The sequence below is a fragment of the Chenggangzhangella methanolivorans genome, from assembly GCF_042648545.1.
Taxonomy (GTDB): Bacteria; Pseudomonadota; Alphaproteobacteria; order Rhizobiales; family Methylopilaceae; genus Methylopila; species Methylopila methanolivorans.
Window position 1 is genome coordinate 524,922 of sequence record NZ_JBHRXS010000004.1, and the last position, 26,566, is coordinate 551,487.

19 protein-coding genes are annotated in these 26,566 nt (G+C 64.7%); 12 read left to right on the plus strand and 7 right to left on the minus strand.

Annotation, left to right across the window (positions count from 1 at the left end; genetic code table 11):
* Positions 1-29: 29 nt before the first annotated feature.
* A complete protein-coding gene (locus ACFOWB_RS07900; protein WP_261403854.1) occupies positions 30-917 on the minus strand; it encodes a LysR family transcriptional regulator in 888 nt (295 codons plus the stop codon).
* 142 nt (positions 918-1,059) lie between these two features.
* Here ACFOWB_RS07900 and ACFOWB_RS07905 point away from each other — a divergent pair, with 142 nt between their 5' ends.
* Both ACFOWB_RS07905 and ACFOWB_RS07910 read left to right on the plus strand, forming a co-directional pair.
* Positions 1,060-2,157 carry an NADH:flavin oxidoreductase gene (locus tag ACFOWB_RS07905; protein ID WP_261403853.1) on the plus strand — a complete coding sequence of 366 codons (1,098 nt, stop codon included), beginning with the start codon at positions 1,060-1,062 and terminating at the stop codon, positions 2,155-2,157.
* Between the two features lie 32 nt (positions 2,158-2,189).
* Positions 2,190-2,573 (plus strand): RidA family protein, encoded by a 384-nt coding sequence (locus tag ACFOWB_RS07910; protein ID WP_261403852.1) that lies wholly within the window; start codon positions 2,190-2,192, stop codon positions 2,571-2,573.
* 65 nt (positions 2,574-2,638) lie between these two features.
* On the opposite strand, the gene ACFOWB_RS07915 is transcribed toward ACFOWB_RS07910, so the two are convergent.
* Both ACFOWB_RS07915 and ACFOWB_RS07920 read right to left on the minus strand, forming a co-directional pair.
* The gene (locus ACFOWB_RS07915; RefSeq protein ID WP_261403851.1) at positions 2,639-3,406 is read right to left on the minus strand and encodes an SDR family NAD(P)-dependent oxidoreductase; all 768 of its coding nucleotides are present in this window, start codon (positions 3,404-3,406) and stop codon (positions 2,639-2,641) included.
* A gap of 15 nt (positions 3,407-3,421) precedes the next feature.
* Positions 3,422-4,120 (minus strand): NADPH-dependent F420 reductase, encoded by a 699-nt coding sequence (locus ACFOWB_RS07920; protein ID WP_378146636.1) that lies wholly within the window; start codon positions 4,118-4,120, stop codon positions 3,422-3,424.
* Between the two features lie 92 nt (positions 4,121-4,212).
* Here ACFOWB_RS07920 and ACFOWB_RS07925 point away from each other — a divergent pair, with 92 nt between their 5' ends.
* The 3 genes from ACFOWB_RS07925 to ACFOWB_RS07935 all read left to right on the plus strand — a co-directional run bounded on the left by ACFOWB_RS07925 (position 4,213) and on the right by ACFOWB_RS07935 (position 7,066).
* Positions 4,213-5,124, plus strand: coding sequence for a LysR family transcriptional regulator (locus ACFOWB_RS07925; protein WP_378146638.1), 912 nt, complete (start codon positions 4,213-4,215; stop codon positions 5,122-5,124).
* A 152-nt stretch (positions 5,125-5,276) separates the two neighbouring features.
* A complete protein-coding gene (locus ACFOWB_RS07930) occupies positions 5,277-6,080 on the plus strand; it encodes an NADPH-dependent F420 reductase (RefSeq protein WP_261403848.1) in 804 nt (267 codons plus the stop codon).
* A gap of 77 nt (positions 6,081-6,157) precedes the next feature.
* Positions 6,158-7,066: a LysR family transcriptional regulator gene (locus ACFOWB_RS07935; RefSeq protein WP_378146641.1), complete on the plus strand. Its 909-nt coding sequence runs from the start codon at positions 6,158-6,160 to the stop codon at positions 7,064-7,066.
* A gap of 343 nt (positions 7,067-7,409) precedes the next feature.
* Here the strand turns inward: ACFOWB_RS07935 and ACFOWB_RS07940 are convergent, their stop codons facing one another.
* Complete coding sequence (locus ACFOWB_RS07940) at positions 7,410-8,060, minus strand: SDR family oxidoreductase (protein ID WP_378146643.1); 651 nt, start codon at positions 8,058-8,060, stop codon at positions 7,410-7,412.
* Between the two features lie 100 nt (positions 8,061-8,160).
* Positions 8,161-9,585, minus strand: a complete 1,425-nt coding sequence (locus tag ACFOWB_RS07945; protein WP_378146645.1) for an amidase — start codon at positions 9,583-9,585, stop codon at positions 8,161-8,163.
* A 102-nt stretch (positions 9,586-9,687) separates the two neighbouring features.
* Between ACFOWB_RS07945 and ACFOWB_RS07950 the strand changes: the two genes are divergently transcribed.
* Positions 9,688-10,251: a TetR/AcrR family transcriptional regulator gene (locus tag ACFOWB_RS07950; protein WP_261403846.1), complete on the plus strand. Its 564-nt coding sequence runs from the start codon at positions 9,688-9,690 to the stop codon at positions 10,249-10,251.
* A gap of 288 nt (positions 10,252-10,539) precedes the next feature.
* Positions 10,540-11,616, plus strand: a complete 1,077-nt coding sequence (locus ACFOWB_RS07955) for a PD-(D/E)XK nuclease family protein (protein WP_261403845.1) — start codon at positions 10,540-10,542, stop codon at positions 11,614-11,616.
* A 655-nt stretch (positions 11,617-12,271) separates the two neighbouring features.
* Here ACFOWB_RS07955 and ACFOWB_RS07960 read toward each other — a convergent pair.
* Positions 12,272-15,346, minus strand: a complete 3,075-nt coding sequence (locus ACFOWB_RS07960) for an AAA family ATPase (protein WP_378146648.1) — start codon at positions 15,344-15,346, stop codon at positions 12,272-12,274.
* Positions 15,343-16,482: an exonuclease SbcCD subunit D gene (locus ACFOWB_RS07965; RefSeq protein ID WP_261403843.1), complete on the minus strand. Its 1,140-nt coding sequence runs from the start codon at positions 16,480-16,482 to the stop codon at positions 15,343-15,345. The genes ACFOWB_RS07960 and ACFOWB_RS07965 overlap by 4 nt, the downstream gene beginning before the upstream one ends.
* 79 nt (positions 16,483-16,561) lie before the next feature.
* On the opposite strand from ACFOWB_RS07965, the gene ACFOWB_RS07970 reads away from it, so the two are divergent.
* From ACFOWB_RS07970 to ACFOWB_RS07990, 5 genes are all read left to right on the plus strand, one after another.
* On the plus strand, positions 16,562-17,371 hold the full coding sequence (locus ACFOWB_RS07970) for a WYL domain-containing protein (protein ID WP_261403842.1): 810 nt from the start codon (positions 16,562-16,564) through the stop codon (positions 17,369-17,371).
* Between the two features lie 142 nt (positions 17,372-17,513).
* Positions 17,514-20,066: a PD-(D/E)XK nuclease family protein gene (locus ACFOWB_RS07975; protein ID WP_378146650.1), complete on the plus strand. Its 2,553-nt coding sequence runs from the start codon at positions 17,514-17,516 to the stop codon at positions 20,064-20,066.
* Positions 20,063-23,431, plus strand: coding sequence for a UvrD-helicase domain-containing protein (locus ACFOWB_RS07980; protein WP_378146652.1), 3,369 nt, complete (start codon positions 20,063-20,065; stop codon positions 23,429-23,431). The genes ACFOWB_RS07975 and ACFOWB_RS07980 overlap by 4 nt, the downstream gene beginning before the upstream one ends.
* A gap of 83 nt (positions 23,432-23,514) precedes the next feature.
* Complete coding sequence (locus tag ACFOWB_RS07985; protein WP_378146654.1) at positions 23,515-24,384, plus strand: hypothetical protein; 870 nt, start codon at positions 23,515-23,517, stop codon at positions 24,382-24,384.
* Between the two features lie 1,055 nt (positions 24,385-25,439).
* The gene (locus ACFOWB_RS07990) at positions 25,440-26,198 is read left to right on the plus strand and encodes a thermonuclease family protein (RefSeq protein ID WP_378146656.1); all 759 of its coding nucleotides are present in this window, start codon (positions 25,440-25,442) and stop codon (positions 26,196-26,198) included.
* Positions 26,199-26,566 lie beyond the last annotated feature (368 nt).

The window sequence follows — 26,566 nt, forward strand, 5'->3', positions numbered from 1 at the left end:
CGACATTCTGTACGCCATATTCGTTGAGGTCATCCCGGCGACTTCGATAGCCGGACCTTCATCTCCTCGATGAGGCGCCGGACGCGAGCGGGCACGTGGCGGCGCGTTGGAAGTACGGCCCATATCGCGAGCGGTTCGGTCTCCGCGTCGTCGAGCGGCACAGCCACGAGACTTCCGTTAGCCAAGTCTTCGGCCACGTCCCAGAAGGTCAGCAGCGCAAAGCCCGCTCCCGCGCGGCAGGCGGCCCGGACCGCGTCGACGCTGCTCGCCGACAACCGCCCTGCGACCCGTTTCGCGACCCGCTCTCCGGCTCGGCTGAACACCCATGCGTCTATCGCGTGAAGGGTGAGGCACACATGGTCGTCGAGCTCGGCGAGCGTACGCGGCGCGCCGTGGGCCCGGACATGCCCGGGCGCAGCGCACAGTATCCGCGGATTGTCCGCGACCTTGATGGCGATCAGCCCGGATTCCTGCAGGGTCGCAACGCGTATCGCGACGTCGATGCCGGCAGCGACGATGTCCACGATGCCGTCGCTCAGGGTCAGGTCGACCTTGAGGAGCGGATTCTCCGCCATCAGCCACACGGCGAGCGGAACCACGATCGATCGGCCGATGAGGTTCGGGGCCGTGATCTTGAGGACGCCGCTCAAGCCCGCCTCCCGCCGTTCAGCGAAGGCCGAGGCCGCGGCCTCGCGCGCCTCCAGCATCGACTGCGCAAGCGGCAGGAACGTCTCGCCGTCGCCGGTCAGCGCGACCGAGCGGGTGGTGCGGTGGAACAGCCGGACGCCGAGTTCCTTTTCGAGCGCGGCAAGCCGCCGGCTGACCGCCATTGGCGACAGCCCTGCCTGACGGCCAGCGCCCGACAGGCTGCCGGTCGATGCGATCGAGCAGAACAACGCGACGTCGCCAAGATCCATATCTTATCACTGAACGATAAACTGATTCTCGTCGACCCGCGCTTCCGGGCGCCGCAACCCTTGGCTATCTCTGCCGCACGAACTTAAGCGTATCGAGCTTCTCTGAAAGGCGCGCCGAACCGAACGACAGGACGAGCGGACAATGTCCAACGACACTCTCTTCACGAAATTCGATATAAAGGAGATGACCCTCCGCAACCGGTTCGCGGTCGCCCCCATGACGCGCGTCAGCGCCACGGCGGACGGGTTCGCGACCGAGCGGATAGCCCGCTATTACGAGCGCTTCGCGCAGGGCGGGTTCGGCCTCGTCATCACGGAGGGGCTCTACACGGATCAGGCTCATGCGCAGGGCTACCTGCATCAGCCGGGCCTCGCCGACGAGGATCAGGCGCTCTCCTGGGCGCCCGTGGTCGAGGCTGTCCGACGCCACGGGGCGCGGCTCGTCGCGCAGCTCATGCATGCCGGCGCTCTGAGCCAGGGCAACCGCTTCCGCCCGACCACCATCGGACCGTCTGCGATCCAGCCTATGGGCGAGCAGATGGCGTTCTATCGCGGCCAGGGTCGCTACCCTGCGCCGTCCGAGATCACGGAAGAGCAGATCGCCGACGCGGTCGAAGGCTTCGCCGCCTCGGCGGCCCGGGCCGTTACAACGGCGGGCTTCGACGGGATCGAGATCCACGGCGCGAACGGCTATCTGCTCGACCAGTTCCTCACCGATCACACCAACCGGCGGACTGACCGCTGGGGCGGCGACACGCGGCGGCGGATGGAGCTGACGCTTGCGGTCTTCAGGGTCGTCCGGGAGCGCGTCGGCGGCGCGGTCCCGGTCGGGGTCCGGATCTCGCAGGGTAAGGTCAACGACTTCGCGCACAAATGGGCGGGCGGCGAGGCTGACGCCGAGGCGATCTTCGGCGCGCTTGGCGATGCGGGCGCCGACTACATCCACGTCACCGAGCACGAAGCCTGGCGCCCCGCGTTCGAGGGCGGCGACACGAGCCTTGCTGCCCTCGCAAGACGCTACGCGCCGAACGCCGCGATCATCGCGAACGGCGGCCTGAGCGATCTCGCACAGGCGGCGAAGGTCATCGGCGAGGCCGCGGACCTTGTCTCGCTCGGCAAGGGCGCGCTCGCCAACCCCGACCTTCCGAACCGGGCGCGCGAAGGGCGCGCCTTCGGCGCTTTCGACCCTGCGATCCTTGGACCCGTTGCTGACGTCAAGGATCGGGAACTCGCAGCCTAAGGCGGCTCAATCCTCAACCCATGGAGACGATCATGCTGGAACGCGTCATCACCGAAACCGATAACTACGCGCCCTACCTGCTGTCGCAGGGCATCCGCTTCGGCGACCTGCTTTTTATCTCGGGCCAGGCCGGCGCCGGAGACAACGGAAAGATCGTCGAGGGCGGCTTCCGTGCGCAGGGCGAGCAGGCCTTCGCGAACCTTCGACGCGCGCTCGAGGCCGGCGGATCGAGCCTCAAGGACGTGATCAAGGTGACGATCTTCGTCACCGACATGGGACAGTTCGCCGAGGTCGTCGAACTCAGGCGAAAGTTCTTTTCCGAGCCCTATCCGGCAGACACGATCGCCGAGGTCCGGGCGCTCTACGATCCGGCCGCGATGATCGAGATCGAAGCCATCGCGGCCGTCCGCGTGTAAACAATGCCGCCAAGCATCCGGCGGCGCAGCCTCCGAGAAGCTGGCCATTGGCTGCCTGAGCAGTCTTAAAGCCTGTAGCCGCCGCTGGCCTCGACCACCTGACCGGTGACCCAGCGGCCGTTGTCGGAGACGAGGAAGGCCACGACGGAGGCGATGTCGGACGTCTCGCCGAAGCGACGGAGCGCCGTGTCGCCCTCGATGGCCTTCACGATATCAGCGTTCTCGCGGACAGACGCGTTCATGTCGGTTCGCGTCCAACCCGGAGCCACGACGTTCACGGTGATGCCGCGCGGCCCGAGCTCCATCGCCAGCGCGTGGCTCAGTGTGTTGATGGCGGCTTTCGCCATCGAGTAGATCGGGACCATCGGCTGCGGCCGTGTGGCGAGCGCCGATGAGATGTTGATGATCCGTCCGGGGTCGCGGAGGCGGCTCAGCGCCGACTGCGCCATGAAGAAGGGCGCGCGGGCGTGGACAGCGATCATCGCGTCCCAGGCCTCGGGCGTGGCGTCGCTGAGGCCGCCCCACCCGGAGTTGCCTGCGTTGTTGACCAGGATGTCGAGCGCGGCGTTTCCGTTACGCTCGATGAGCTCGCGGTCGAGCCGGTCGAACAGCGCCGGGATTGAGCTCGCATCGGAGAGGTCCGCCTTGAGAGCGAAAGCGGCTCCGCCTGCTGCCTCGATGGCGGCGACTGCTTCATACGCGCCGTCCTTGCTGGCGTTGTAGGTCAACGCGACGGTCGCGCCGTCGCTGGCGAGACGCTCGGCGATCGCGCGGCCGATGCCACGCGAACCGCCGGTGACAAGAGCAGTCTTCCCGTTCAGTAACTTGGACATTCTGCTATTCCTTCTTCAGGCGACGCGTTCGCGCATGACCGGGCCAGGACTGGCCTCGATCACCGTCAGGGCGAGACGAATGAGGTCGGGATCGCCGCCATATTCGTGGTCGGCGACGTGGTGGAGGAAGACGCCAAGCTGCTCGATCTGCCGGGCGCCCTTCAGCGGGCCGGCGGCGAGCGGCCTGAAGCCGGCGTCCTCGACGAGCTTGCGCGTGATCTGCCCGGCGCCCGCGTCATCGGTCGCGTAAGGCACGCCCGGCCGCGACGGTGCGGTCTCCCAGGCGGCCGCCTCGAGCACGGGAGCCGCCAGCGTGCTGAAGGCCTTCACGACGCGCGCCTTCGGCAGACGCTTCTGCAGATCCTCGGCCGTCGAGCTGTCGCGCATGAAATCGACGTCGTGGAAGTGCTTGAACTCGGGCGTGACGCCGAGCGGGTTCATCGTTTCGATGACAACCTTGCCGTCGAGCGCGTCGCCGACAGCGTCGACGATCGCCGAAACTCGCGGCCAGTAAACCGAGAACAGGACGACCTCGCCGAACTCGGCCGCCTCGCGGATCGAGCCGAGGCGAGCCTTGTCGCCAAGCTCCGCCAGAATCGGTTCGAGCTTCCGATCCTCGCCGTCTTTGGCGAGCACAAGATCATGTCCTGCGGCCGCCCAAGCCCTTGCGAGGCGAGCGCCGATGTTCCCCGTGTTGAGAATGCCGATTTTCATATGTGTCTCCGGGCCAGTTCGATTGGCGTGGCGGAGAGCTATGATGTCGCGATCAGTGGATAAACCGGCTGGCCAGCACCACCTTGTCGCCCATGGAAGCGACAATCGATCCCGCTCAGCTCAGGGCCTTTGTGGCCGTCGTCCGGTCCGGTTCCTTCACACGAGCGGCCGGGGCGCTCAGCACCCGCAAGTCCCATCTCAGCCGCCTGGTGATCAGGCTCGAAGCGCGGCTCGATGCGCAGCTTTTGCATCGGACCACGCGATCCGTCACCGTCACCGAGCTCGGCCAGGAGGTGTTCGAGCGCGCGGTCTCCATCCTCGCCGCCCTGGAGGACACCGATCGCTTTGCTGAGAGCGCCAAGGGCGAGCCGCAAGGCGTGCTGCGCCTGACCTGCGGCGAGGAATTCGGACTTTGCGTCGTGAACCGCTGGATTGCCGGTTTTCTGGACGCTCACCCCCGGGTGCGGGTCGAGGCCGACTACACCAACCGCATCGTCGACATCGTCAGCGAGGGCTACGATCTCGCAATCCGGGTCGGCGCCCTGGGCGACGGCGATCTCACCGCAGCCAAGCTCGGCGAGGCCGATTACGCCCTGTTCGCAAGCCCTGGTTATCTTAAAGGTCGCGACGTGCTGAAATCACCGCGAGATCTCGGCGCCCACGACACTGTGGTGTTCGCGCCTCCCGGACGAAGCGCCGAGCTCGAACTGAGCCGCGGGGCCGACAGCGAGATCGTTCGCCTTGTTCCGCGCCTCCTGGTCAACAACAATCTTGCCGCCCGTGACGCGGTTGCGGCCGGCATCGGCATCGGGATGCTGCCGCGCTTCCAGGCCGCGCGGCTCCTGACCGAAGGCCGCATCCAGGAGGTGCTTCCCGGCTGGTCGAAGCCACCGGCCCCAGTCCACGCCGTTTTCTCGTCGACCCGCTATCCGACGCCGAAGGTCCGGGCATTCGTCGACCATGCGAAGAAGACCTTCGTGTCGACGCTCTCAGCACTGGCCTGACTACCGGGTGGATACTGTTGCTTATAACGGCAACGGTCTGTTGCATCTGACATCACTGTCATCCTTTGAAGGCAGTCCATAGCTCTGGGTCCGGACGCGCCCGCTAGAGAAGTCGGCGGCGCGCCGTGAACAGCTTATGGAAGGATCATCACGTGACAGGCACAATCGGAATCATCGGCTCCGGCCTCGTAGGAAAAGCCGTCGCGCGGCTTGCCGTCAGGGCGGGATACAAGGTCGTGGTGAGCAACTCGCGCGGCGCCGGAACGCTGTCGGGCCTCGTCGCGGAGCTCGGCCCGCTTGCCCGCGCGGGCTCTGTAGAAGAGGCGATCGCGGCCGGGGACGTCGTTACGGTCTCGGTTCCACTCGCCGCCTTCGAGGCGCTGCCATCCGACGGGTTCGCCGGGAAGGTCGTGCTCGACCAGACAAACTACTATCCGGGCATGGGCGAATTCCGCCGCGCCGATCTCGACAGCGGGGAACTGACCTCAAGCGAGCTCATGCAGCGCCGCCTTCGCGGGGCCCGGCTCGTGAAGGGGCTGCACAACCTCAGCTGGATCCACATGGAGAGCAACGCCCGGCCCAAGGGCGACGCCGACCGGACAACCCTGCCGATCGCGGGCGACGACGCGGCGGCCAAGCAGGCCGTGACCAAGTTCGTCGAGGCAATCGGCTATGACGTCGTCGACGCCGGCTCGCTCGCCGAAAGCTGGCGCATTGAGCCAAACACGGCGATCTACTTTTGGCGCTACGCTCCGAAGGTCCCAGAAGGCGTGACGGGCGACGAGGCCAAGCGGATCTATCAGCAGCGGGGCGAACCTGTGTCCCACGATCAGGCTCGGACGCTGATCCGAGAGGCCGTGCGCCCGTCGCCGATCGGCGGGACGCTCGAAGGCATGCCGCAGGTCCACATCGATCTGTTCCTCGAGCAGGCGAGCCCCGACACCGTTAGGCAGTGACCTGCTCGCGCCGGACGCTGTGCGCGGCGTCCGGCGCGCGATTGCACTATCGCGTGGCAGATGAAAGAATGTTGTCCATGACGACAACAATCAGCTTCTCTGAAATGCAGGCCTTCGTCGCGGTGGTGACGGAGGAGTCGTTCACCGCTGCCGCCGAACGTCTGGAGACCGACAAGGCGCGGGTCAGCCGGATCGTCCAGCGCATCGAGGAGAAGCTCGGCGCGAGGCTTCTGAACAGGTCGACCCGGCGGCTCAGCGTGACCGAAGTCGGCCGGGACTACTTCGAGCGCGTCTCCTCGATCCTTGCGGCCGCGGAAGCCGCCGAGGCAGCAGTGGCGCAGCAGTCCCGGGAGCCGAAGGGCCGCCTGAAGATCACCGCGACGCCGGAGTTCGGAACGACACGGGTCGACGACTGGATCGCCACCTATCTGCGCACATGGCCGAAGGTCACCGTCGAGACGGTCTACTCGATCCGCGCCGTCGACATCATCCACGAGGGGATCGACGTGGCCATCCGGATCGGAGCGCTGCAGGATTCCGAGCTCTCGGCGCGCAAGCTCGGCGACATCACCTACGGCCTCTATGCCTCGCCCGGCTACCTGAAGGACGCTGCGGCTCTGCGCACGGTCGACGACCTGAAGCGCCATGACCTGATCATGAAGACGGCAAGCGGCCGCGCCGTCTGGACGCTGGCCAATGGCGACGTCACGGAGAAGGTCTCGCAGACGCCGCGATGCGCGCTCGACAACATGATCGCGCTGAAAAACCTTGCCGTGTCGGGACTGGGGGTGGCTCAGCTTCCTCGCTTTATGGCCGCGCCACATGTCGCCGACGGGACCCTGGCTCACGTCCTGCCAGGATGGGCGAACGCGCCGATGCCGGTCCACGCCGTATTCGCCTCAACGCGATACATGGACCCGAAAGTGCGAGGCTTCGTCGATCTGTGCCGAGAGGCTTTCGAGGGCTGCTCTGGAAACGAAGGCTGACCTGTTCAGGGACGGCCTTTATAGCGCGGCTCACATCAGCACTAGGGCTTCCTCAAGCAGATTTGGAATTCCCGCAACCGCGGCGATAGCGAAATCGCCAGTGCTCCACTGACATCAGGCATCGCGATGTGGTTGTCTCGATACCATAGACGCAGGCGCGACTGCGCAAACGCCGAGCACTAGAAGCAACAAGGCGGTCGCCTAGGCTGCATCAGTTGCGCTCAACGAAGCGCTCACTTCGCCCACTGGGCTGATTGCGCACATCTTCGTTGAACAACCGAAGGGGCCTGGACAGATACTCCTCACAAGCGCCGTTCCATCAGGCCGCTCGCGGATGGCGACTTCAGTCCAGCGCTTCGACGGCGTCCCGGATCGACGTGTTTCCACCCGTCACTTCCAAGATGCGTCGTCTGATCCGTGGGGCATCTAGCAGCCCGACGACCGTCGCGGCGACATCATCCCGCGCGATCGTTTCGTGGATTTTCGCGACGCCGAGATCGACCCGGCCAGCGCCCGGCTCGTCCGTCAGCGCGGAGGGCCGCAGGATCACCCAATCGAGGCCGGTCTCGACCAGCTGCGTTTCCGCTTTCTTCTTCTCGACCATGTAGTGCTCGAACGAGGCGTCCATGCGCCGTTCGCGCCAAGCTTCGGGAAACACCGAAACGAGGAGAAAGCGGCGAACGCCGGCGCGTTCTGCTGCCGCGGCGAGCTTCTCCGGCCCGTCGCCGTCTACCCGTGTGGTGGCCTCGTCGCTTTCCTTGCCGCCAGCGCCGGCGCTGAATACGACGGCGTCGGCGCCGCGCATAGCCTCGGCCAGAACGTCGATCGACATGGCGACCAGATCGCCCGGCGCGGTCGCTATGCCGCGCGCAGCGAGCGCGCGCGCCTGCTCGGGCCGGCGCACGAGGCCGACGGCTTCGTGACCCGCTTCGGTCAGCTTTTCCGCGATACGGCGACCTACGCCGCCGGCGATCCCAATGATGAAGACCTTCATGTCCGCCTTCCTTTCTGTGCGGCGCAACAGCGTCGCCTTGAGACGGCTTGACTGCGACGATAGGGTTGAAGAAACGGCGTCGTGGCGAGCATCTCGGCGGTCACCGCGACGAGCACCCCAACAGATTGGGCCGTGGGCCTCGAACGGGGCTGACCTCTTCGAGCAGTGACGCGAGATGAAGGATGGTAGGCTCCGCGTGCCAACCGCCGATGATCTGGACGTTGATCGGCATGCCGTCCGTGCTCGTGCCGAACCGCATCGACAGGCCCGGCAGGCCGGTGACGTTGAGCGGCACGGTCGCGGCCTGAAGATAGGTCGCGTCCACCGTTTGGCCGTCGATGACGAACTGCTCGACGCCATGCCGGTGCGCAGGGATCGGAAGCACCTGCGTGATTAGCGCGTCGTAGTCCCTGAAATAGGCCGCGTAGCCGTCGCGCAGCCGCTCCGCCGCCTGCTCCGCCTCGATGTAGTCGTCCATCGACGTATCGGGCAGCGACAGCATAGTCTTGGCCATCTTGTAGAGTTCGTCCTCGCGGCGTCCGGCCGTCGCCGCCCTGAAGGCCGGCTTCATCTCCATGACGTGGAGGCGGTTGAACACGTCGAGCGCAAAGTCCCGCTCCAGCGCCGGGAGGCCGACCGGCTCCACGAGAACGCCGAGGCCTTTGAGCGCATCCGCTGCGGCCTCGACCGTGGCCGCCACCTCCGGGTCGACCGGCCCGAGGCCGGGCCCGACCATCCACCCCACGCGGAGCGGTCGATCGGGCGAGCGACCGGGCCCGGCGCTGAAGGCCGCGCTGCTCACAAACGCGTCGAGGCCGTCGGGGCCGGCCAGTTGCGAGACGGCGAGCGCGAGGTCGCGGACGCTGCGGGCCATCGGGCCGACATGCCAGAAGCGGCGCGGCGCGCGAGGCCAGATTCCCGTCATGGGCACGAGCCCGTGCGTGGCCTTCAGCGAGACGATGCCCGTCTGGGCGGCTGGCCCACGCACCGAAATCGCGAGGTCCGTGCCGAGGCCTAGCGGAGACATGCCGGCGGCGATCGCCGCGGACTCGCCGCCGCTCGACCCGCCCGGCGTGCGTTCGAGATCCCAAGGGTTGTTGGTGCGGCCGGAAAGCAGGTTGTCGCTCTCGATCCAGTAGGAGAATTCAGGAAGGTTGGTCTTCGCCAGCAGGACGCCGCCGGCGTTCTTCAAGCGCGCGACGCTGGTCGCGTCCGTCTCCGGCGTGCGGCCCTCGAAGATCGGCGAGCCCCGCTGGGTCGGCACGCCGGCTGTGTCGATTGAGTCCTTCACAGTGAAGGGCACACCGTGGAGCGGGCCGAGCGTTTGGCCGGCGAGGACCGAGGCCTCGGCGACCTTCGCGGCTTCGAGCGCCCCGTCCGCGACCGTGACGATCGCGTTTATCTTTCCGTCGACCGCTTCGATTCTGTCGAGATGGGCGCGGACGACCTCAACCGGGGAGACCTCGCGGGCGCGAATGAGTTCGGCGAGCCGCGTCGCGTCGGAGAACAGGATGTCATCGATCATAATTACTTCCCTACCTAACGTTAGGTAGTCATTATTTGGGCAGTGATTTTTACTCCGTCAAGCCCTATCTAACGATCGTTAGGTTTTTAGGGGCAGGCAGCGGTGACCACGAATTCCCGTGAGGCGATCTTGGCGGCGGCGACGCTGAGCGCGCAGGCGCACGGCTATCTCGGCATGAACTTTCGCGACCTGGCGGCCGAGGTCGGGATCAAGGCTGCGAGCATCTATCACCACTTTCCGAGCAAAGCTGAGCTCGGCGCGGCAGTAGGACGGCGCTATTGGGAAGACGCCGCAGTTGTCCTTGAAGCGATTTCGGACGAAGCCCCTGACCCGGTCGAGGCTCTACGCCGCTACCCCGCGACGTTCCGCCTGGCGCTCCAGAGCGGCAACCGGATCTGCTTGTTTAGCTTTATGGCGGCCGAGTTCGACGACCTGCCCGACGTCGTGAAAACGGAGGTGCTCGCATTCGCCGACGTCAACGTGGCCTGGTTGACGCGACACGTGTCCGCCGCGGGGCTTGCCCCTGCCGGGGACAGCGAAGCGAGGGCTCGGGCGATCTATGCCGCCATCGCGGGCGCCCAGCTCGTCGCGCGCAGCCGTTCGGACGTCTCGGTCTACGATGCCCTGATCGACGGCTATCGCGCCGCCGGTCTGCTTCCCGGCTAGTTTCGAGGCGCGAGCGAGAACAGAACAAGACGATCTGGATTCGTTCTGCAGGGTCGAACCAAGAACGGTTTCGCCCAAACAAATCCTTCGCGATCGTAAACGAGCTCGACCGCCTCGCGCCAGAAGCTGACCTTCAGTGTTTTCCGAAAACGGACGCGCTTCGGGTCAACCCCGCTAGAGTGCGGCGGCTATAGAAAACGACTCTGGCTAAGACGACGGTTTGGCGCAGTAGGCTCGTAGAAGCTTCACTGTGCAATCGCTAATGCAAAGCTGCCCGGGAGGAGCAACGTGAGAGTCGATGAGTGGATCCCCACCCTAACCCACGCCACCGAGCGCGACGTGGATCTCTTGCTGGTGGAAGAGCTCGCCTCATCCCTCGATTTCACTACCTGGGTCGCGGGACATGTCGGAATGGTGGGTTCGATCGCGGCGTGGGACGTAAAACACAGCCGGCGTCGCACGCGGTCGCGTCGCGAGATCGATATCTTCATTGAGATCCAAAATCGGGACGGGACGAGTTCGGCCATCCTGATCGAGAACAAGCTCGACGCCACAGAACAACCTGATCAAGCGGAGAGTTACCGCCAGGAGCTCGCCGCGTTGGCGTCGGACTATAGCCGTGCGGCTATGGTTCTAGTTTGTCCAGCGGCCTACGCAGCACAGCACCTAGACTTTAGCGGGAAGTTCGATCTAGTGCTGAGCTACGAGGAGATCGCGGCATTCTTTCGAGAGCTCCGTGCGGAGACTGGCAGCGAGCTGGCACTTAGATATGACTTCCGGGCAGCCATTCTTGACCAGGCAATCTACAAGTACCGACGCGGCTACACCCCAATTCCCGATCCTGTCGTCGGCGATTTCAATGCTCGATACGTGTTGCTGCTAGCGGATCTCGCGCCCGAGATCGAGCCCGGCCCCAGCATGCGAAAGCCAGCCAATCCCCGCGAAAGCACGTCAATGATCTACGATCAGGCGGTGTCACTGTCCGCTATTCCGGACGGGATTCGTCCGCGACGCTTCGCACACGAGCTTGGTCGTGGATCGGAACAGCGCGCGAACTACGTGGCGGTGACATTTGCGGGATGGGGAGCTGCCTTGCCGGCCATTGGCGCTCGTCTGGAGGCCGACACGTCGGAGATTGGCGCTTTCTTCGAGGCTAAACGTCCGACGAAAGTGCGCCCACGTCCGGGGCTAGTCATGGCGCTGCCTTGCGAGCCCGTCGACAACCAGTGCAGCTTCGACGCGCAACGCGACGCTCTGGCGCGTGGCATTGCTACTGCTACGACGCTTCGTCGCTGGCTGCTAGAGAACCAAGACAAGCTGACGGCCTGGAGGAAGCTCGTTGGCGATCAACTCGGTGCCATATAGCGGGTATGAACGCCGTCGTCCTCCGTCACCGGAACTAACAGGCGGGCGAACGTATGAAGTTTGCTCATTTCCCAGCCGGTGACGCTCAGCCGTGATGCGCCATTAGCGCCCCTTAGCTAGCAAGCCGAAAGCGGACCTGCTTTCGAAATCCAGATGCTGGGCAGCGCCCCGTAGTTCGTCATATCGAGCCCAATGAAATACATCTGCCCCGAAGCGGGGCGATCTGCCTCCGCAGCGACTGTGCGTCAGTTCTCTACCCGGCCGACCTGCATCGGGCCCTTCCGAACCCGCCTCTGGCCGCCCGAAGACGGACCGACCGACTCCTGGACGAGATGTTATTCCTTCTGTCCTGCCAACGGCGGTGCATCTCCCGCGTGGCCATCAAACAGATCAGGGGTCTGTTGGTCGCGCCGACGGCTGAGACCTTCGCCGAGGCTGAAGCACGGGTGTTTCACACCCCCAAGTCCTCGACCGCCCTCGAAGTGCGCGAGCCCTGCGTTCGGCATCCGGTAGATCAGGATCCTGGCTCCGCACGTCGGGCATTTACGGGTCCGCGGCGGACGAGATTGAGAACGATCGTCGCGAACCCATGAAGCGCGAACCCGGTGGAGCTTTCCGCGACGCGAGAGCCGAAGGTGCGACCGGCGCTGGGCCATCACGCTCTCCTCCTCGTTTCAATCGTACTCCCCGCGCCGCTCTTCGTGACGTAAAAGCCGTGAGGGATCGCCTCCTGGACGAGCGGGACATGAGAGATCAGACCGACGGCTCGATTGACGCTCGTCAGATTGCTCAGGACCCGCAGCACAACATCGAGCGTGCCGGCCCCGTTCTCGGCGTCGAGACTGCCAAACCCCTCGTCGATGAAGACCGTGTCGAGCCGCACTTTTCCGCTGGCGCTTTCGACGACGTCGGCCAGCCCGAGCGCGAGGGCGAGAGCAGCGATGAAGGTCTCGCCGCCGGACAGGGTCGAAGCCGATCGGGACTTCCCGGTATAGGCGTCGAACACTTGGATCCCGAGGCCCTTGCGCCCGCGTCCGCCGCCTTCGGCCTCTCGTTCGAGCTTGTACCGGCCGTCCGTCATCGGACCGGCCCGCAGGTTCGCTGCGTCGAGGACCGCGTCGAACATCGCGCCGATCGCATAGGTCTCAAGATCGAGCCTTTGAGAGTTGCCGGCGTCGAACTGCGACGCGAGGAGCCGAAGCGGTCCTGTCGCCGCTTCCGCTTCGTCAAGTTGACGCAAGACGTCCGAGAGGTCGCTCAGCAGCCTTTCCAGGTGGCCAAGCCTCGCCTGCGCTTCGGCACGCTCCTCCGTGGCGACGCGAAGCCCCTGCGCAGTGACGGCATGAACCTGTTCGATTTCGGCCAGGATCGGCCGCTCGCGGCCTTCGACGGCGGCCTGGCGCTGGCGCAAGTGCTCCTGCGCGCCGGCGAGCTTCGCACGGTGCCCGTCGACCATTTCGCGGTCCACATCGATCTGAGCGATCAACGGCTTGAGACTCTCGAACGCCTCGACCGTCAAACCGACCTCTTCCAGCCTGGCGTCGAACGCGCCCTGAGCCGCCGCCTGACGCTCTCTGGCGCGAACAAGCGCGGCGTCTGCGGCCTCGAGGTCCTTCTCGCTCGACAACGACGCTTCGCGTGACATTCGCTCCGCCGTCTCGGCCTGGGCGCGCGCCTCGGTGCGCGCATGGAGCGAGCCGCCGGTCGCCACGAGCGCCGCGGCGATCGCCTCGGCGTTCTGCAAATGCCCGGGGACGCCGGTGAGCATCTGTTCGAGACGCGCCAACGAGGTCGCGGCGAGAGTAGAAGCGAGCGCCGCAGCGTCGCGAAGACGGTCGCGTTCGGCTTCGGCCGCCGAGATCTTCGTCTCGAACGCATCGAGCGCCCCCGCAAGCACACCGAGCTCGGCCGGCGCGCCAAGATCATCGAGTTCACCCTGGCGCCGGGCGACGAGGTCGCGCAGTTCGCCAATCCCGCGATCTGGACGATCAAGTTCGTCGAGCGCGCGGCGACGCTCGGTCAACACGCCGAGCGCACCGCCATGAGCGTTCACCGCCTCGCGCGCAGCCTGATCCTTCTCGCCCCAGCGGGACTTCGCGCCGCGAAAGGCGGCGTCGAGGCCAGCTTGCTCGGCCTGGCCTGTGGCAGGAGACGGGTGATCGGTCCCGCCGCAGACCGGACAGGGCTCCCCCGTCGCCAATTTGCTGGCCAGATGAAGCGCCTGCATTTCAGACAGGCGCGCCTCCGCCGCGTCGAAGGCCTCTTTGGCGGCCTCCACCTCGGCGAGGGCGGCGTCCCGCGCATGTTCCAGCCGCGTCACCGTTTGACCCGCCATTTGATGGTCGGCTTCCGCCTTGACGTAGCTATCGGCCGCCTTCAAAGCCCCGCGCGCCGAGGCCAGCTCGCCGTCGAGCCCGCGGCGCCGCTCTTCGGTTTCCTGAGCGAGCCGCAGCGTCTCTTTCGCGCGGACACGCTGCTCCAGCAATGCCGTGCGGGCGACCTCGGCGGCCACGCGCACCGCGGCGATCTCGGTTTCCGAGGTCTTGGCGTCGTCCGCCGCACGCTTGGCGCTCGAAGCGTCGGCGATCGACTTTTCATGGCGCCGCAAGTCGTCGAGGTCGCGCCGCAACCCCTGGACCTCCGGGTCACGGGCGCGCTCGCGATCAAAAGCCTGAGCCGCAGCGTCTCTCATCGATGCGGCGTGCTCGGATCTCTGCCGGGCAGCATCGCGCGCAGCCTCCGCGGAGCCCTTATCTTTAGCGGCGGCGGCCTTGGCCTCTTCGCGATCAAGAGCGCCACGCGCCGCTTCGACCCGAACGATCCGGGCCGCCAGCGCGTCCATCTCAGTCTTGTCTTGCAGCAAGACCTTCAGCGTCGCGTGGGCGGCGGCGACCTCTGCAAAGCGGCCGTCGAGATCTTTCGCCGCGTCCAAAGTCGCGGCCGACGCCCTTTCTTCTTTCTGACGAGCGGCCTCGATCTCGGCGCGCTTCGCATGGATCTCGCCGGCGTCTGTAACGCCTAATCTGAGCGCGTCGGTGCTCTCGAAGCCTTCGATCTTGAGACGAGCCGCACACGCTTCGCGTTGCGCGCGAACGTCCCGCTCCGCTTCGTCGGCGTCAGTCTTGAACCGCGCCGTCAGCCGCCGAAACAGCGAAACATCGAAGAGATCGCGCAGGATCTCCATCCGGTCCTTCGTGTTCGCCGCGAGAAAGGTTTCGAACTTGCCCTGCGGCAACAGGACGATCTGCCGAAACTGACGCGGGCCATAACCGAGGAGTTCGGTGACCGCCGCGAAGACCACTCCGGTCTTCTTCTCCGCGATGACCGTACCGCGGGCGCCCGCGTCGATCTCAGCGAAGGTTAGACCGGTGACGTCGAAAAGGTGGGCTTCGTGGGCCTCCCAGGTCTCGCCGTCGCCGCGCCGCTTTGGGCGTGGCTGGTCTGGGCTGCGGATGATCATGTAGCGGCGCTCGGCGAGATCGAAGATGAACTCGACGACCGTTGCGTCTGTCAGCGACGCGTGATCCGAACGCAGCGACGCCGTCGCCTGCTCCTCCTTCGTCGCCGATCCGAACAAGGCGAAGGTGATCGCGCTGAAAATCGTCGACTTGCCGGCGCCGGTCTGCCCGTAGATGCCGAACAGGCCAGCGGCGACCGCGTCCCCGAAATCGACGACTTCGCGGCCCGCGTAGGGGCCAAACGCCTGCATGACGAGTCGAACTGGCCTCATGCCGCGTCCTCCTTCTGGCCAAGGTCCTGAAGGCGCGCGATGACGATTTCGCGCTCCCGATCGCTCATCGGCTCGTCACGGACGAGTTGGAGAAAACCGCCTACGACGTCGATCGGCTCGGCTGCAGCGACTGGTCGCGTGAAGGTCCCCGCGCGCTTCAGCTGCCGCTCGTCGCGCTCGTAAACGAGCGCGCAGGCATTCGGGAAAACCTCGCGCAAACGCTTCATCGCGTCGATCACCGGCGCTTCGTCCGTCAGCACCGCCTTCACGATGTCAGTCGAGGAATCGGCAAGCAGAAGCTCCGCGTGCCGCCCCTTGAGCACGCGGACGCCACGAACCGGCGTGAACGGAATAAGGGTGGTGTCGGCCCTGTCGGCGCGGAGGTCGACCAGCACCATCGACTTCTGCGCCCCAGCCTCGTCAAAGCCGAACGCCAAGGGGGACCCAGAGTAGCGGATGTGCGGCAGGCCGACCGACTGCGGACGATGAAGATGACCAAGCGCGACGTACGCGGCCCCGTCGAAGATCTCATGCGAGACCGTCTCGATCCCGCCGACCTTCGCAAGCGGCCGTTCGGTCTCGCCGCTGGTTCCGCCGGCGACGAACGCATGCGCCGTGATCACCCAGCGCGCGCCCTCCGGTACATTGCGCCGCGCGGCCGCGACCTGGGCCGACAGAACATGCTCGGGCGTCTCGAGTGCCGTGTTGCCGAAGCACGCCCGCGCCGCATGCTCATAGCTGAACGGAAGAGCGGAGAATGCGACGAGGCCGTGTTCGTCTTTGACGAGAAGCGGCCGCTCGTCAGCCTCGACCGGTCCTCTGATCAGCGCCCTGGAGATATCCGGCATCACCGCCATCGACCCGATGCGATCTCCGGAATCGTGATTGCCGGCGATCATCACCACGGCGGCCGCCGTCTCGCGCGTCACACGCTGGAGAAAGCGATTGAACTGTCGGACGGCTGTTTCGGACGGCGCTGCGCGATCGAAGACGTCGCCGGCAATGACAAGCACATCGACGGACTGGGTTCCGACGACGTCGATGATCTGATCCAGAACGGCGGCGTGGTCCTCGTCGAGCGCGAGCCCAACGAACTGGCGACCGAGGTGAAGGTCAGCGGTATGGAGAATCCGCATGCCGTCTCTTCCATATATTTTTTATTCGTGTATTTTTTAGATGCACCTCCGAACGAGAGTCAAGCCAGTCCGATCCACTATGACGTTCGACGATCTCAAACATGCACAGCGCGAGCGCCTGACCTTTCTGGACCGATGTCTGCTATGGCGCGGCGTCGCTAATCGCCGGGATTTGATCGATCGGTTCAAAATCTCGGAGCCGCAGGCGGCGATCGACTTTAAAGCCTATCTCGCGCTCAACCGCGCTTCGCCGCCGACCTACGACGCCGCGCGCAAGACCTATGTCGCTGCGCGCCCGCATCAGCCGATCACGCCGTGCAGCGTCGATGAGGCGTTCGATATCCTTCGTGACGACCTGGTCGCTGACGTCCCGTCGGCGCTGCCACGACCCGCCCGCACGGCCGATCCGACGGTCCTGTCACGTCTGCATCAGGCGATCCGCGGCCGGTGCGCCATACATATCGCCTACACGTCGATGACATCTGGTCCGGACGCGGGAAGATGGATCGCGCCGACCCGTTTCATGTCGGACGGCCAGGCGATCTACCTCCGGGCTTACAGTTTCCGGCATGAAGAGCACCGGACCTATCTGCCGATACGGATCTCGCCCAAGAGCGACTTCCTGACCAAACCCTTGGCCGAACCGCTCCCGCCCGATGACGACTGGAACACCAAGGCCACGATCTGGCTGCGGCCGAAACGGAGTCTTTCGCAAGCTCAGCAGGAGGTCGTCCGTCTCGAATACGGCTTCACCGACGACCGCTTGTGCATCGTTACGCGGAGGCCGCTTGAGTTCCTGTTCGACCGCCGATGGGGGCTCGACCAGGACACGACCCGTCTGGAACGAGACGACATAGACTACGAGCCTTTAGACCCAGAGGGGGCATGAGGATGCAATGCCTTGATCTGTAGAAGTAATGCGAATTTAGCAATTCTCTGCCGCGTGAATGGAGAAGATGCCCATGCCTCTCAATATTCGTCGCTCTGTGATCGTTCGGGGACGTCTGGCATGGCAGGTCGAGAGACTGGCCATGGCGCGCGGCCGTGCGCTCGGCACCAACATCCTCACCATCGAGAGCGCTGTGGCGCGGCTTGCCGGCGGTTTCAGCCGGCCGGTCGATCCCATCGAGCTTCGCCAGGCGGTCGCCGAAGCGATCGAGACCACCGCGCTCGGCGAGCTTGAGCCGATCAAGATGCTGCCCGGCGTCCCTTCCGCAGCGGCTGCGTCCCTGATGAAGCTCTGGCGGGCGGGCGTCGAACTCGACGGCGCCGAGGCGCCGCGTCTCCTGGACATGGCAGCGATCGAAGCGGCCGTCATGGAGCGACTGCCGGCGTCCGCTCTGCGCCCCCAGGATCTCGTCGCGCAGGCGCTCGGCCGCGTCGCGCACGCCAAGTCGTGCTTCGGTCCTGTGACCATCAAAGGCATGACCGAGTTGGAGCCCATCTGGCGACCGCTTCTCATAGAGCTCGCCAAGGTGGTGCCCGTAACCTGGGAGGCGGGCCCCCGCGAGGTTCCGGCATGGCTCGAAGGCACACCGATCAAGGTCGAGCGATCCGAGCCTCACCAGCCGGAGGTCAGCGTCGTGTCCTGCGCGACTGCGCGCCACGAGGTGGTGGAAGCCTTTCGCTGGGTCCGTGAGCTGATCGCGAGCGGCGCCGCTCGGCCGGAGGAGATCGCGATCGCGGCCGCCTCGGTCGAGGACTATGAGGACCACTTCAACGCGATCGCCGCCGACGCCAACATCGGCGTCCATGCGGTCAGCGGCATCAAGGCGCTCCAGACCGGCGAGGGTCAGGCCGCCGCAGCGCTTGCGGACATTCTCCTGCGGGGCGTGAACCAGAAGCGGGTCCGTCGCCTGTTCGGCCTCGCGCGCCCGGATGGCCTGTCGGACGAATGGGCTCGCTCGATCCCGCGCGCCTCCGCCATGTCCGACATGGCGCGCTGGCGGCAGGCCTACGCCGTTGAGGGCGCGGAAGCCGACGGCGCGATCCTGCTGCCCCTGCTCGAAATGCTCGATCGAGGCGTCGAGGCTGCAGAGGATGCCGGCGAGAGGATCCTTGAGGGCCGCGCGCTGCTGATCTGGCGGCGCGCCCTCGAGACCGGACCGGTCGAGGCTCTCGACAGCACCGTGCAGGACCTCAAGACGCCTGACGGCCTTGATCCGATGACGTCGCCCATCTTCGTGGCGGCCAAGGATCTGGTCACAACGCCACGCCGCTTCGTGCGCCTGATCGGCCTGTCGTCCCGCGGCTGGCCGCGAGGAACCGGCGAGGACGCGCTCGTTCCCGAGCATGTTGTGCGCGCGGCGGTCCTGAACCCGCTCCCGCTCGTCGAGGCCGACCGTCGCGACTTCCGCACCATCATGGTCACGACCTCGGGCTCGGTCACCTTCAGCTATCCCCGGCGCGACGCCGAAGGGCGCGCTCTTGGCCGGTCGCCGCTCGTTCCCGACCAGCCGGTCGAGCATCTGCGCCGCTCCCGGATTCCGACAGCCGCGATGAGCGAGAGCGATCGCGTGTTCGCGCGCGCCGATGAATTTGCCTCGACCAGGATCGCGGTCTCGGCGAGGGCCTGCTGGGGCAACTGGCATTCGGAGGAGATGACCGCCCATGACGGGCTGGTCCGCGCCAACCATCCGCGGATCGTCGCGGCGCTCAACGATCCCCAGTCGGCGAGGTCGCTGACGATGATGCTGCGCAATCCGATCGCCTATCTCTGGACCTACGGCCTGCGCATCCAGGAGCCGGACGACGACAGCGAGCCGCTGACCGTCGACAATCTGAGCTACGGCAACCTGGTCCACAACGTCCTGGAGCGCGCCGTCGCACAGCTCGAGGCCGATGGCGGCGCCGCAAGGGCGACGACCGACGACGTCGGGACGGCGATCAGCTCGGCCGTCGCGACGGTTGCGGCGGAGTACGAAGCGGACAACCCGCTGCCGCCGAACCTCATCTGGCGGCGGACGCTCGATGATGTCGGCGAGGTTTCTCTCGGCGCGCTCTCCAACACGCCCGAGCCGCTCATCGGCCAGCGCAGTTATGTCGAGGTTCCGTTCGGCGGCGAGACGCCTGTTCCCGGGGTGAACTACCCCTGGAACATCGCCGCGGAGGTGACGATCCCCGGCACCGACATCAAGCTGCGCGGCCGGATGGACCGTGTCGACCTGTCGGGCAATGGTGCGCAGGTCAACGTCACCGATTACAAAACCGGATCCCTGCCGAAGAAGCCGAACGAGCTCGTGCTCAATGGCGGCAAGGAGCTGCAGCGCTGCCTGTACGACTTCACCGTCAAGGCGCTGCTCGGCGACGTCGAGGTCACCGCCAGCCTGAACTATCCGCGCGCGCAGGCCATCCTGCCGCTGCCCGAGCCGGTCGAGACGCTGGAGAAGCTGAAGGGCTACCTGGTGATCGCCAAGGCGAACCTGCTCGCCGGCCGCGCGCCGGCGGGCAAGGACGCGGCCGGTGACTACGACGGGCTGCGCTTTGCGCTCCCGGCTAACGCCAAGGCCGCCTACCTCAATCGCAAGGAGGTCGCGATGCTCGAGACCGTTGGACCCCTTGCCGCCGTCTGGGATGAGAAATGACGACCGTGGTCCTCTCCGACGCCGCGATCCGCCGCCGCGCTCTTACCGACCTGTCCTCGACCATGTTGGTCGAAGCCGGCGCCGGCTCCGGCAAGACATCGCTCATGGCCGGACGCGTCATCGCCATGATGGCGAGCGGCGTCCATCCGAAGAACATCGCCGCTGTCTCCTTCACCGAGAAGGCGGCCTCCGAGCTCCTCGGGCGCATCATGCGCATGATGGAGGAGCTTGAGCACGGGCGTGTTCCGCGAGACCTGAGAGAAGCGTTCCCGGCAGAAGGCCCGAGCGCTGATCAGAGAGCCAATCTGGCGGCGGCTCGCGCCAGCCTCAACGAAATCGCGTGCACGACGATCCATGGCTTCTGCCAGCGGCTGATCAAACCTTATCCGGTCGAGGCCAATATCGACCCCGGCGCCGCCATCATGGATCAGGCTGAAGCGGCTCTCCTCTTCAACGATCTCTTCGACGATTGGATCCGCGAGCGCCTGTCGGGCCAGGACGAGACCGGCAGCGTGATCGCCGACCTGATCGCGTTCGATCCGGACGACGTCGTGGAGACGCTGCGCTCGATCGCCGAGACCCTGCGCGACAACCGGGACGCCGACGCTCTCAAGGCGACGCTCGGCGCCGATCCGTGCGGCGACTTCAACGGGGCCGTCGACGCGTTTGGCGCCTTCATGGACCGCTGCGGCGGCCTTGAGCCCGAAAGCGTGGCGATCGCGGCCGGCCTCAAGGCGATGGCCGACGAGTGGCGCGACCTCGCCGGCCGGTCCGATTTCGAGGCCGCCGTGGGCGTCATCCGGGCCTCGGTTTGGCCGGGCGAGGTCTTCACCCAGACCGGGGGCTTCCGCGCCTACCAGAAGAAGGGCAAGTGGCAGGCGGCCGCGACGTCGAAGGCGGCTGGCGAGCAGCTCTTTCTGGAGGCCAACGACCTCTACGTCGCCTGTCGCGAAGCGCATTCGATCCTGCGCGCGACGGCCGCCGCCTGCCTGCTGTCACATCTGGTCGACGAGGTGAGGCCGCTCGTCGCGAACTACCAGGAGGCCAAGCGGCGCGCCGCCGCTCTCGACTTCAACGACCTCCAGCACGCAGCCCGCAACATGCTGGCCAATCACGAGGCGATCCGCCTCTCGCTCGCCGAGCGATTCAAGGTGATCCTGGTGGACGAGTTCCAGGATACCGATCCGATCCAGTGCGAGATCTTCCAGCGCATCGCAGGCGCGCCGCCGGCGGGGTGTCCGGACGCGGACCTGAAGGACTGGGGCTGGCGCTCGGGCGGGCTGTTTTTGGTCGGCGACCCCAAGCAGGCGATCTACCGGTTCCGCGGCGCGGACGTCGCAACCTATCTGGCGGCGCGCGATCGCATGCGAGCGATGTCCGATGACAGCGTCGTCTCGATCGACGTCAATTTCCGCTCCGTGCGACCGATCCTCGAATGGGTGAACCAGCGCTTCGACTTGCCGCTCTCGGCGGCCGATCAGCCGGGCTTTGCAAGGCTCGATCACTTCCATGAGGATCATGGGCGCGGTCCGGCGGTAACGGCGATCACGCTCGGCGGCGGTGACGGCAAAGCCGATGCGATCCGCGACGCTGAAGCTGCGGCGGTCGCCGACTTCTGCGTGCGCCTGGTCGGTCGCTACGTCGTCTCCGATCGCAAGACCGGCACGCCGCGGCCCTGCGAGCCGGGCGACATCGCCCTTCTGGCTCCGATGGGCACCGATCTGTGGCGCTATGAGGCGGCTCTGGAAGAGAAGGGTCTCTCCGTCGCGACCCAGGCCGGCAAGGGCCTTTTCCGTCGCCAGGAGATCCAGGACCTGATCGCGCTCTCGCGCGTGCTTGCAGACCCGCGGGACTCGCTCGCGCTCGCCGCGCTGCTGCGCGGGCCTCTGGTCGGCATGACGGAAGAGCAGATGCTCGACATGCTGGATGCGCTTCCCCAGGAGGAAGGTCGCGGGCGGCCGCGTCTAAGCCGTCAGATCGATCCGGACCGGGTCACCGACGAGATCGGCGAGCGGACGCTGCGCAAGCTGCAGAACCTGTCGCGGATCGCGCGCAGGACCGCGCCATATGACGCCTTGGCGCAGGCGATCGACGAGCTCGAGGTCCGTGCGATCATCCGCGGTCGCTACGCCGGCGATCCCGAGCGCGCCCTCGCCAATGTCGATCGATTCATCGAGATGGCGCGGCCCTACGCCGTGCGCGGCCTGCGCGCCTTCTCCGACGACATGGCGCGCGCCTGGAACCACAACGAGAAGCTCCAGGAAGGCCGTCCGGACGCCGAAGAGCATTCGGTGTCGATCATCACCATGCACTCGGCCAAGGGCCTGCAGTGGCCGATCGTGATCCCGATCAATTCGCGCACCAAGCTGATGCCGGCGCCGAGCCTGGTCTTCAATCCGTCGACCCGGCAGATGTCGATGAAGCTCTTCGGCGTCGAGCCGCTCGGCCACGACGACAACAAGGCGGCCTATGAGGCCAACGTCGCCGCCGAGCGCGTGCGGCTCTGGTATGTGGCCACGACCCGCGCCGAGGACCTGCTGGTCATGCCGCGGTTTTCCGAGGACTCCGCCAAGCAGGACTGGTCGAACATCGTCGACTTCGCCCTCAAGGAGCTTCCGGAATTCGACCTGACGCCGTTCCCGCCGCAGACCTATGCGCACGGCGCCGGCGCGAGCAACGCCGAGACCGCTGAGAGCTTCTATGCTGACACGCTTCGGATCCGGGCGCGCAAGACGATCAAATGGAAGACCCCGTCGCGCCATGACGAGGTGGCCAAGCCCGTTCTGGCTGATCCGGAGATGGATGCGATCGTCGACGATCCACTCGAGGACCGTCCCGTGGTCAAGGGCTCGGCCCGCCGTGGCGTCGTGCTGCACAAGCTCATGGAGGAGGTGATCGGGGGCGAGACCGCCGATGACCTGGCCTCCCTGAAAGAACGGACGACGATCCTCGTCGGTCAGCTGATGAAGCGCGGGGAGACGATCGAGACCTCCGACCTCGATGTGGACGAACTCGCCGGCTCCGTGCTTCGTACGCTCGGGATCGCAGAGGTCGCCGCGCTGCGGGCGCGCCTTGTCGCCGAGCTTCCGGTTGCGGCGAGTTTCAACGGCGATGAGGAACTCGTCACCTACGGCATCGCAGACGCCGTCGCGCTCGAAGGCGACAGGATCGACATCGTCATCGACTGGAAGAGCGACGTCGAGCCAGGATCGAGCGTGGTCGCAGGCTATCGGGCGCAGGTCGCCGACTATCTGAAGACCGTCGATGCCAAGCGTGGGCTGATCGTGTTCATGACTACTGGTAAGGTCATCGAAGTTCTCGCCCTACCTATTGCAATGCATGCGCGGAATGCGAGCCAAGGCTGAAAATCGACAGACTGGAAAGTTCCACATACGCGCTAGTGTCTGTCCGCGCCGATCCCGAACCCTACGCATGAGGAGTCCTTTACGTGTCAAATCGACTTGCTAACGAAGTAATTTCGTCGACTATACGCATTCTTTCAGCTGCGGGATTTGATGAAGATCAGATACGGCAATTGCTGACTGAAGCCTCAACGAGGGTTTCAAGTATTTTCGAAGGCAGTGAAGAGGATGCTCCACTCGGAGATGTCGCTCTCGAGTTCACGATCGGCTCATCGGACGACGCCGAAAATATGTCATGGGAATTCATGCAAAAATTTGAAGAAATTCCAGAATTTAAGCAACTTTCTAGAATCGAACGCAGATCGCAGGCATTGGACCACATCTCTGGAACGAAAGGAATTGAAGAAGCCATTGATCTTATTGAAAAGGCGCTACCATTTACTCAATCAGCGCAGAATTGGTTGCTAACGGAAGCTCCCCAAGCTGGAATTTCCGTTTATCCTTCGCGAGATCAATGGGCCAGGGACGCGTCAGACGAAGAGCTCGACAACGAAGGAAAAAATGTATTCCTCGATGATTATGGATTGGGTTATCACTTTGTTTTTAATCTCATATCATCCGCAGCGGAGGCGTCGTCAAGGTCAATGGATAGCAAACACTTTGCACGCATCATCGAATTATTGGAGTCTGAGGAAATTTTGTACCCTGATGATTTGACCGAACGCTTGTCCAGAGCAGGAAGTGCACTTCAGAAATCAATCGTATTTAGAGATTACATCTCCAATCTATCCGGGTATGGCGAACTAATGCAATCGGCGATGATCGACGACTTTATCCGGTCGACGCGTTTTGAGGGCGGTGCCTATATTGTTGAAGGGTGGGTGGACGCGCTTGCAGAGGAAGGGGTGCTCACGAAAGAAAAGCGTTCAGGCCGTTGGCGCATTACTGTCCACTAAACGACGGCTATTCACCGCGCTTTTTACTTACGCGGCGCTCTCCGTCATCGAACAGCAATAAATCTCATTGCCGCAAGATGTGGTGCGCTTGACGGGGGCTTGGGGTGCCGGTCAAGGCAGGAAGCACACGCGCGAGGGTCTTGCGCTTGCCGTGGATCAGGACGGAGAGCAGCGTCGCTCCCCACAGGTAGGCGACCCAAAGAATTCCGACGCCAAGCCAAAACGCTAGGATAGCGAGCCTCCATGTCAGCCGAAATGAGCCGGACAGATCGGTAGGGCGGCGCTCATGACGGCTGGGATACTGAACTGCTCTGGACGGCCTGGCTCGGCGCTTCGGATTGCGGCGTCTGAAAAATCTTGCGACCCGGAACGCGAAAATGGCGTTGCTAATTGGATCGGCGCCGGGAATGTCGAGCGCCGCCGCGCCGTCTATCGTATCCTCAATGTCCTGAAAGGTCGGAAACCCGAATGTCCGAGCGAGCGAAAATTTTCTACTTCTGCGCGCGGTCGACCGACGCGTTGGCCGCCGCGTTCGGCTTGGTGACGTGCTTCTCGACCTGTGGTGAGTGCGGGACATAGCGATTTAGACTGCGCTTCGATTGCACGTCTTTAACAGTCTTCGGGATGCCCAGAAAGCTCAACGTGCGGCGGCGTCCTCTGCGTCGATCTCGGCCGGTCTGACGCCAGCTCGTATGACCAGCCGGACCAGCGCGACAACAAGCCAGTGAGAAGGACGGTGCAGATGAGAGCAAAGGGAGAAAGGGCGAACGATGACGATGGAGAGCGCAGTGGTGACGCAGCGGGCGATAAACAACAATTAAGACCGGGCAGGGTTAATGGGCGTATAGATCCTGAACATCTACGACTCTGTAGCTAACTAATACAGCAATGAGATCTCCGATATACAGACGCGTGGAGAAAGTCGTGGTGGACGCTGCGTTTGTCGCATTTACCTTTGAAAATCAAACACGTAGCTCGATGATTGAGCCGTGAATGATCGATTCGCCGCTAAATTGATTCACGGTCCTCTTGGATAGTTAAGTTTTGAGACATTGGTGACAGAAAAACTAAGATCGGCGGTCATGGGCTGCTGGGCGTTCGCGGCCATGTGTCTTGCAACTCTCTGTTGTCCCGCAGCCGGGGCCGCCGCTGAGGTCATCGGCTCGGCCCGGGTCGTCGACGGCGATACGATTGTCGTGTCCGGTGGAAAGATCAGATTGAATGGCGTTGACGCGCCGGAAACCGATCAGCTGTGCCTGACGGCCGCCGGACAACCCTGGACATGTGGTGTCGAGGCGCGCGATCGCCTGTCTGCCGTGACTGCCGGCAAGACCTGGAACTGCCGGACAACGGCTAAAGACAAGTATGATCGCTGGCTCGGCGACTGCTTGGTCGACGGCGTGGACCTCAACGGCTGGATGGTTGAGCAAGGTTGGGCGCTGTCGTTCGTGCGTTACTCCCACCGCTACGACGCTCACGAGCGGCGCGCCCGCGAGGCGCAGAGAGGGATCTGGTCCGGCGCCTTCATTGCGCCGTGGGAATGGAGATCCCGCAGCGGCGCGACGGTCGTGCTTGGATCTTACAGTGTTCCGCTCGACGCACAGAAAACGCTTTTGGCGCCGGCCACGTCTCAAATGGCTTCCAAACAAGGCTGCCAGATCAAGGGCAACCTCAATCGCGACGGGGTTTGCATCTATCACGTTCCTGGCGGGCGCTTTTATGCGCGGACGAGGATCGACGAATCTAAGGGAGAACGCTGGTATTGCACTCCCGAAGAGGCTCACGCTGCAGGTTGCCGTCGCTCATTGCAGTAGCATGATGGGCCTGGGCAGGTGCCCGAGATGCACGAACGAACGTCTTCAATCGACTTTAACCGTGGCATTCTTCCGCGGGCTCCAAGCAGCTGACGGGCTTGCAGCGCGTTCGACGTGCCGGCGCGCCAACATCGAGCTTCTTGAGCCGGCGTTGGTCGGATCGCCGCAAACCTGTGTTTGACCAGAATATCGTCGAAAAGTGCAACGACAACAAGCCGTTGACTAACTCGGCTTTGCTAAAGCGCCCTGTCCCGTGCCAGAGATGCTCTCGGCAAGCGTGATTTTCGCCGGGTGCACTTCAAAAATTCAGCAGGGTGTCCTGCGAGCCGATCCGCTGCCTCTGGATGGCCACGCTCGACATCTTGCTC

What these genes read in the sequence shown, in the direction of transcription:
- ACFOWB_RS07900 (WP_261403854.1), bottom strand. Translation starts at nt 917, where the DNA reads ATGGATCTTGGCGACGTCGCGTTGTTCTGCTCGATCGCATCGACCGGC.
- ACFOWB_RS07905 (WP_261403853.1), top strand. Translation starts at nt 1,060, where the DNA reads ATGTCCAACGACACTCTCTTCACGAAATTCGATATAAAGGAGATGACC.
- ACFOWB_RS07910 (WP_261403852.1), top strand. Translation starts at nt 2,190, where the DNA reads ATGCTGGAACGCGTCATCACCGAAACCGATAACTACGCGCCCTACCTG.
- ACFOWB_RS07915 (WP_261403851.1), bottom strand. Translation starts at nt 3,406, where the DNA reads ATGTCCAAGTTACTGAACGGGAAGACTGCTCTTGTCACCGGCGGTTCG.
- ACFOWB_RS07920 (WP_378146636.1), bottom strand. Translation starts at nt 4,120, where the DNA reads ATGAAAATCGGCATTCTCAACACGGGGAACATCGGCGCTCGCCTCGCA.
- ACFOWB_RS07925 (WP_378146638.1), top strand. Translation starts at nt 4,213, where the DNA reads ATGGAAGCGACAATCGATCCCGCTCAGCTCAGGGCCTTTGTGGCCGTC.
- ACFOWB_RS07935 (WP_378146641.1), top strand. Translation starts at nt 6,158, where the DNA reads ATGACGACAACAATCAGCTTCTCTGAAATGCAGGCCTTCGTCGCGGTG.
- ACFOWB_RS07940 (WP_378146643.1), bottom strand. Translation starts at nt 8,060, where the DNA reads ATGAAGGTCTTCATCATTGGGATCGCCGGCGGCGTAGGTCGCCGTATC.
- ACFOWB_RS07945 (WP_378146645.1), bottom strand. Translation starts at nt 9,585, where the DNA reads ATGATCGATGACATCCTGTTCTCCGACGCGACGCGGCTCGCCGAACTC.
- ACFOWB_RS07960 (WP_378146648.1), bottom strand. Translation starts at nt 15,346, where the DNA reads ATGAGGCCAGTTCGACTCGTCATGCAGGCGTTTGGCCCCTACGCGGGC.
- ACFOWB_RS07965 (WP_261403843.1), bottom strand. Translation starts at nt 16,482, where the DNA reads ATGCGGATTCTCCATACCGCTGACCTTCACCTCGGTCGCCAGTTCGTT.
- ACFOWB_RS07970 (WP_261403842.1), top strand. Translation starts at nt 16,562, where the DNA reads ATGACGTTCGACGATCTCAAACATGCACAGCGCGAGCGCCTGACCTTT.
- ACFOWB_RS07975 (WP_378146650.1), top strand. Translation starts at nt 17,514, where the DNA reads ATGGCGCGCGGCCGTGCGCTCGGCACCAACATCCTCACCATCGAGAGC.
- ACFOWB_RS07980 (WP_378146652.1), top strand. Translation starts at nt 20,063, where the DNA reads ATGACGACCGTGGTCCTCTCCGACGCCGCGATCCGCCGCCGCGCTCTT.